The sequence below is a fragment of the Desulfonatronospira sp. genome, from assembly GCA_003563255.1.
GTDB lineage: Bacteria > Desulfobacterota > Desulfovibrionia > Desulfovibrionales > Desulfonatronovibrionaceae > Desulfonatronospira.
Map to the genome: position 1 here is coordinate 1 of PWSL01000013.1, position 5,465 is coordinate 5,465.

The 5,465-nt window shown below is 55.6% G+C and carries 6 protein-coding genes; 1 reads left to right on the plus strand and 5 read right to left on the minus strand.

Annotated features, from left to right (window positions below; translation table 11 throughout):
• Positions 1 to 91: 91 nt before the first annotated feature.
• The 4 genes from QZP87_RS00470 to QZP87_RS00485 form a co-directional block, all read right to left on the minus strand.
• The gene (locus QZP87_RS00470) at positions 92 to 1,084 is read right to left on the minus strand and encodes a hydrogenase subunit MbhD domain-containing protein (protein WP_291320963.1); all 993 of its coding nucleotides are present in this window, start codon (positions 1,082 to 1,084) and stop codon (positions 92 to 94) included.
• Positions 1,085 to 1,378, minus strand: a complete 294-nt coding sequence (locus tag QZP87_RS00475) for a monovalent cation/H(+) antiporter subunit G (RefSeq protein ID WP_287044334.1) — start codon at positions 1,376 to 1,378, stop codon at positions 1,085 to 1,087.
• The gene (locus tag QZP87_RS00480) at positions 1,375 to 1,653 is read right to left on the minus strand and encodes a monovalent cation/H+ antiporter complex subunit F (protein WP_291320964.1); all 279 of its coding nucleotides are present in this window, start codon (positions 1,651 to 1,653) and stop codon (positions 1,375 to 1,377) included. The genes QZP87_RS00475 and QZP87_RS00480 overlap by 4 nt, the downstream gene beginning before the upstream one ends.
• Positions 1,654 to 2,013: 360 nt before the next feature.
• The gene (locus QZP87_RS00485; RefSeq protein WP_291320965.1) at positions 2,014 to 2,661 is read right to left on the minus strand and encodes a hypothetical protein; all 648 of its coding nucleotides are present in this window, start codon (positions 2,659 to 2,661) and stop codon (positions 2,014 to 2,016) included.
• Between the two features lie 62 nt (positions 2,662 to 2,723).
• Between QZP87_RS00485 and QZP87_RS00490 the strand changes: the two genes are divergently transcribed.
• On the plus strand, positions 2,724 to 3,374 hold the full coding sequence (locus QZP87_RS00490) for a class I SAM-dependent methyltransferase (RefSeq protein ID WP_291320966.1): 651 nt from the start codon (positions 2,724 to 2,726) through the stop codon (positions 3,372 to 3,374).
• Here QZP87_RS00490 and QZP87_RS00495 read toward each other — a convergent pair.
• A complete protein-coding gene (locus tag QZP87_RS00495) occupies positions 3,363 to 5,171 on the minus strand; it encodes a glycerophosphodiester phosphodiesterase family protein (protein WP_291320967.1) in 1,809 nt (602 codons plus the stop codon). The genes QZP87_RS00490 and QZP87_RS00495 overlap by 12 nt on opposite strands.
• Positions 5,172 to 5,465 lie beyond the last annotated feature (294 nt).

Here is a 5,465-nt window from a genome sequence, read left to right on the forward strand (position 1 = left end):
TATATGTAGAAACCATGCATGACTTTATCCGCTTGTACTATGTTATCGGTTATCGGTTATTTGTTATTTGTTATTTGTTATTTGTTATTTGTTATTTGTTATTTGTTATCTGACTTCTGCCCCCTGACCTCTGACCTCTGACTTCCGACTTCCGACTTCCGACATCCGACCCCCGACCCCTGACCTCTGACTTCTGTCCACCAATAGTCAGGCTGGTCAGGCATACCGCAATGGACAGGGCTGCAGCATATTCTACAGCCAGGATCCAGGCCTTGGCCTGGGGGTGGGTGAGCATTGGTTCATTTCGAAGCAGGGCCGCTGCCGCCAGAAGCCAGAAAAGGGCAAAGCCCAGCACCGCGCTTATGCGCCACAGGCTTACCGGCAAAGCTCCCAGGGATGGGTGCCCGGCCTGCCAGAGAAGCACTCCGCCCGCAGCCCAGACAACTCCGGCCTGAAATGCCCCTCCCGGGGCAAAAGCCCCCAGCCAGAGGAGAAAACCTCCCACCAGGAGGATAAGAGGCAAGAGGATACTTATGAGCCAGCGCCCCACCGGTTCGGCCGGGGCAGGCAGCAGGGGGGAGCGGATACTTTCTTTACGGCGTACGCACAGAAGCCCCATGACCGCTGCCAGCAATACCCCCAGTTCCAGCCAGGTATCGTAGCCCCTGAAATCCAGAAGTACAGCCGTGACCGGGTATTCCAGGCTGGTGGCCTGCATGCCTGCCTCCACCGCCCGGATCAGCCCCTGGGAGTCAGGCTCAATGTGTATGATGGACAGGGAAAGAAGACCGGCCAGAAGCAGGCAGGGCAAAAGCAGCCAGGAAAAATGCGCCCCGGTTTTGACTTTACCAGGCTGGGCCACGGCCCGCAGGGTATCTAAAAGCAGCACCCCGGCCAGACCCGCCCCCACGGCGGCCTCGGCCAGGGCGATGTCCGGAGAATTCAGCCTGGCCCAGGCCAGGGACAAAAGAAGCCCGAAGGTGATAAAGAGCACCACTGCCTGGAAGTGGCCCGGAGCGCGCATTATCCTCCAGGCGGTGGCCACCAGGGCGAAGGCCACCAGAACGTCCAGAAACAGAGCCAATTACTCCTCCTCCTGGGAGGGCGTGTGATAAATATAATTGCCGATGAAGTAACAGGCACTGGAACTGCCCACCAGGGCCAGCAGCCAGATGAGCCCCAGCTTGATAATCTCAGGCAGGGTTGCGCTTGCGAAAACCAGTCCCAGAACTATAAAGCCAAGGCCCAGATTGTCGGCCTTGGTCAGGGCATGCAGGCGGCTGTAATTGTCCGGAAAGCGCAGGAGCCCCACGGTCCCCCCCAGAAAAAAAAAGGCCCCGGCCAGGCACAGGATAATGCTTAAAATGTCGAATATCATTTTTCATCTCCTGCCTGGCTTTGCTGCGGGGCTGTTTTGCGCACAAAGGATAAAACGGCCATGATCATGAGCAGGGCAAAAAGCAGGGCTGCATTGCGGATATAGGGTGCTTCAAGGGCCTGGGCCAGGACCAGCAGTATGGCCACCCCGGTGGTGCCGAAGAGCTGCGCTGAGACCATGCGGTCAGCCGGGGTCGGGCCCTGAATGACCCTCCACAGTCCAGCCAGTATGTTCAAGATAAGAAAAGAGGCCAGGGCCAAGTAAAATATCTGCATTGCGGTCCTCCTGGAGTAAGCTATACATGGTTCGATATTACTTTTGGGCCGGGGTATACTGCGTAAGTCGATTAAGGAAGCCACAAGGAGTGGTGTATAAGCAGACCTGGCCCGGTTGGATGGACTTGAGGGAAATAATGGCCTATAGAACTACTGCGACACTTTATTTGAACTCGAAGGGGACTGGCTCCCCGCACTTATTATAATAATCCGTAAGGCTTCCTTAGGAAAATAAGTGCCGGGTGCCTGTCCCCGGTGGCCCAGATGAAAAAATTTACACAAAGTGTCGCTGTAGTGATAGTGATTTATTAGTACAGGTTTTCATGGATAGTCAACTCAGAGGCACAGATGCAGGAAGGGTTAAAGCTGTTGCGCAGCCAGCATGATCGCGGCTGCAACCAGGGGAACACGCAGGTTGTCGTCCAGGGGCCGGGGCAGGGCTTCGGCAATGCAGGCGGCCAGGGACGAGGCTGCACCATGCCAGAAGTTTATTCCGGGAAAAACCAGGGAGATGAGCAGGGCGGTGCCCAGAAAGGCCAGGGAGCCTTCCAAAGTTTTGGGGCTTCTGCCCAGATGGATGCGGCCCAGACGGCGACCGGCCAGGGCAGCGGCGGCGTCTCCCAGCATGAAGATGGTAAAGGCAAAAGCAGCCACCTGCACCGGAAAAACCAGGATCAGGATAAAGGCTGAGAGCATGGCCCAGGTTGCACCGTTGACAACCACCCTGCCCTGCGGCAGTTCTTTTTCCCTGGGGCGCATAAGAGAGCCGAAAAAATTTACAATCCAGTGATTCACAGGGGCTTTGCCGGCCCTCAAGATATCCAGGGCAACACCCAGAAGGGCTAAGCCCCCAAAGATAAATATTGAGGGCGGTTTTCCCAGAAAAAGCATGGTGGCCGGAATGACCAGGGCCAGAACATGCAGGGACTTGCGCATCAGTTCGCGCCTTAAGGGTAGAAATCCGGAGTCGTGCAGGCCGTGCATGTCGTGTTTTTGTGGGTCAGGCATATGTGTATATTTTCCTGTTAGCAATGTCAGGTACTGGTCACAGAAACGGGGAGTAAAGTCAAATGGATATGCATTGCCGGATATGCCTCGGGCGAGATCCAGAGGTATGTTATCAGCAGGGAGAGCTTTTGTACTGGGGTTGCCCCTGGTGCGAAGCGGTTTTTATGGATGAATCCCGCCTGCCCGGTGCCAGAGAGGAAATGCAGCGCTACCTTGAGCACAGAAATGATCCGGCCGATGCCGGTTACATAAGGTTTCTGAGCAGGCTGGCAGACCCTTTGCTGCAAAAATTTTCCACCCCGAGCCTGGGCCTGGATTACGGCTGCGGACCAGGTCCGGCCCTGGCCATGATGCTTAATGAGGCCGGGCACCACGTGGAACTTTACGATCCTTTTTTTTATCCCGGCAAAGAGTCCCTGCAAAAGCAGTATGACTTTATTGCCTGCAGCGAAACCGCGGAACATTTTCACCGGCCTTACCGGGAATTCGTCCTTCTGGATCAACTGCTTCGTCCCGGCGGGGGGCTGGGGATCATGACCTGTTTTCTGGATGATTCACAGGACTTCGGGCAGTGGTATTACCGCCGTGATCCCACGCACGTAGTTTTTTACCGGGCCAGGACCTTCGAGGTCCTGGCATGGATATTCGGGTGGAACTGCGAGATACCCGCCCCCAATGTGGTCCTGATGCAGAAAACAATCTTAGTCCCGTAGCCAGTGGCGCAGCTTTACCAGAAGCAGCTGGGCATTGGACAGCTCTGCCCGTTCCCGGAGCAGTTCGGCCAGGACCTCGGGGCGGTCAGTAATGATATTGTCCACGCCCATGTCTATGAACCTGGACATCTCCCGCCTGTCGTTCACTGTCCAGACGTGCAGTTCATGGCCGTGCCGGTGGGCCCTCTGGATATCTCTCACCGTGGTTATGGCTGCCCGCAGCCCCAGGGCGTCCAGGAGGCTCCGGTCCGGTTCGCCTATGGCCGTATGTACAAAAAGAGAAGTACGAAGCTTTGGCTCCAGGTTTCTGGCTTCCCTCAGGACCTCGGGATCCATTGCCCCCAGAAGGACCTGGTCCACGTAGTCCTTTTCCTGCAAAAGCTCCACCACGATGCGGGTCAGATCCGGGGTGTGCCGGCTGGGCTTTATTTCCAGGTAGATCCTGGCCCGGTCACCCACTACCTCGATGACTTCCTCCAGGGTGGGGATGCCCACCCCTGCAAACCTGGGATGAAACCAGGAGCCGGCGTCCAGGCGCTGCACCTCTTTCAGGTCCAGCTCCCAGATGGGCACCGGCTTGCCGGCCACCCGGCGCAGATCCCGGTCGTGCAGCAGTACGGGTACGTTGTCAGCAGTAAGGCGGACATCTATTTCCACGTAATCAGCGCCATCGACAATGGCCCTTTCAATGGCCGGGATGGTGTTTTCCGGAGCCAGCATGGAGCTGCCTCTGTGGGCGCTTATGTAGACGTGATCCTTGAAATCAAAAAAAGAGTGCACTATGAAGCCGGCCTGGCCCAGGGCGAATGCCAGGAGGATGAGTTCAGCGCTCCAGGCCAGTATTCTGCTTCGTCTCGGGGCAAATGCTCTTTCACGTAAAGGTTCGAAGCCGGTTATCTCCTTATAAACGTTGAAGATCAGCAGGCTGTTGGCCGCTGTACCGGCGAAACTCAGCAGCACGGCCAGGATGATGTAAAAGCTGATGAAAAAAAGTACCGCAGGAACCAGGACAGCGAATTTTTCGGGCAAAAGCCCCAGGAAGAGCCCTCCCAGGGTATCAAAAAGGACAGCTATAATTCCGGGCATGGTAAATATCAGGATGGCCAGAGCCAACACCAGGACCGCGATGCGCCTGATATAGCCCCTGGCAAGTCCTGAGCTTCTTTTCAATGCATTCAAAGGGCTTGATTTTTCCAGAAGCACTAATGGCAGGGCCATGAACCAGCGAAGGTAAAGAATCCCGTTGCAGACAAGCATGCCAAGGGCCACGGGAGTACAGACAGCGCAATATATCCAGAAAACGGCCGGCTTCTGGGAGATAAGAAAATACGGGTCATAGTCGCCCAGAAAAATGAGCCAGGCCACGCCCATGATGAGCACAAAAGGGGCCGCAATGATCAGGTGGGCAACTACCTGAATAAGGGCCAGGGCCAACAGGGATGGCAAATTCCGCCCCACCCGGATCAGGGCCGAGGATGCCAGGCGGTAACGACTGCTGCAGGACCTGGAAGAGATGTAGATCATCCCTGCATGGTGGATAAAGATTATTAGCATGGTCAGGGTGCCCACAGCCAGCACCCAGGCCAGTCCCGCAGGGGACAGGAAAAAGTTTAGCATCTCCTGGTGGCTGATCATGGGATGGCCGGTGGTTGTCAAGACCCTGGTAGTGATCCAGGCCGAGGCGGGTGCCAGCAGCATGACAGCCAGGATGCTGAAAAAAAGGTGATATATGAAAAGCGGCCGGAAACACCGCTTCAGGTCTGAAACGATGTTCAAGGCCTGTATCTTGATTTGCAAACCGTTTCCTCCAAAAATGGCTGCAGTTCACGTGCTCAGCGGGGACAGTCCCAGTGCCAGGTGCTGAACTTCTGCCATTGTTCGAATTATTCTTTGTTTGTAACTATTTAGTCTCGCTGTAGAGTTAAACGTAACCATTCAGGGGGACCTCGGTGGTGGCTGATGGCACAAGACCAGGGGACTGTCCCCGCTAAGTGATGATTATGAAGCTTCACAAAATTTTGCGTCTGTACTTTTCAGTTGTGCAGTAAAAGTGTCGCGGGGACTGTCCCCTGGCCGGTATCTGCCCCCTGA

What these genes read in the sequence shown, in the direction of transcription:
- QZP87_RS00475 (WP_287044334.1), bottom strand. Translation starts at nt 1,378, where the DNA reads ATGATATTCGACATTTTAAGCATTATCCTGTGCCTGGCCGGGGCCTTT.
- QZP87_RS00480 (WP_291320964.1), bottom strand. Translation starts at nt 1,653, where the DNA reads ATGCAGATATTTTACTTGGCCCTGGCCTCTTTTCTTATCTTGAACATA.
- QZP87_RS00485 (WP_291320965.1), bottom strand. Translation starts at nt 2,661, where the DNA reads ATGCCTGACCCACAAAAACACGACATGCACGGCCTGCACGACTCCGGA.
- QZP87_RS00490 (WP_291320966.1), top strand. Translation starts at nt 2,724, where the DNA reads ATGGATATGCATTGCCGGATATGCCTCGGGCGAGATCCAGAGGTATGT.